This is a genomic window from Pseudomonas sp. 51_B (genome assembly GCF_017491595.1).
Taxonomy (GTDB): Bacteria; Pseudomonadota; Gammaproteobacteria; order Pseudomonadales; family Pseudomonadaceae; genus Aquipseudomonas; species Aquipseudomonas promysalinigenes.
This window is the reverse complement of the sequence record NZ_JAFGYW010000565.1, coordinates 1-245: the sequence shown is the minus strand read 5'-3', so window position 1 is coordinate 245 and position 245 is coordinate 1. Positions and strand designations below refer to the sequence as shown.

Sequence of the window (245 nt, the reverse complement as noted above, 5' to 3'; positions counted from 1 at the left end):
GCCGCTAACGATACTTTCAGCGCTGGCAGCTGTTACCTCCCACATCGGCCTGGTGGCCACGGTCACCGTCAGCTACACCGAGCCTTTTCAGGTGGCCCGCCAGTTCGCCTCGCTGGATCTGATCAGCAAAGGCCGCGCCGGCTGGAACGTGGTCACCAGCGGCGATGCTGGCACTGCGGGCAATTATGGGTTGGACGAGCACTACGACTACGATACCCGCTATGCCCGGGCCCAGGAACATGTCC

1 protein-coding gene is annotated in these 245 nt (G+C 62.9%); it reads left to right on the top strand.

Annotated elements, in window-relative coordinates; genetic code table 11:
- Positions 1-245, top strand: a 245-nt coding sequence (locus J5M56_RS26195) for an LLM class flavin-dependent oxidoreductase (RefSeq protein ID WP_207938213.1), incomplete at both ends; no start/stop codon positions are given.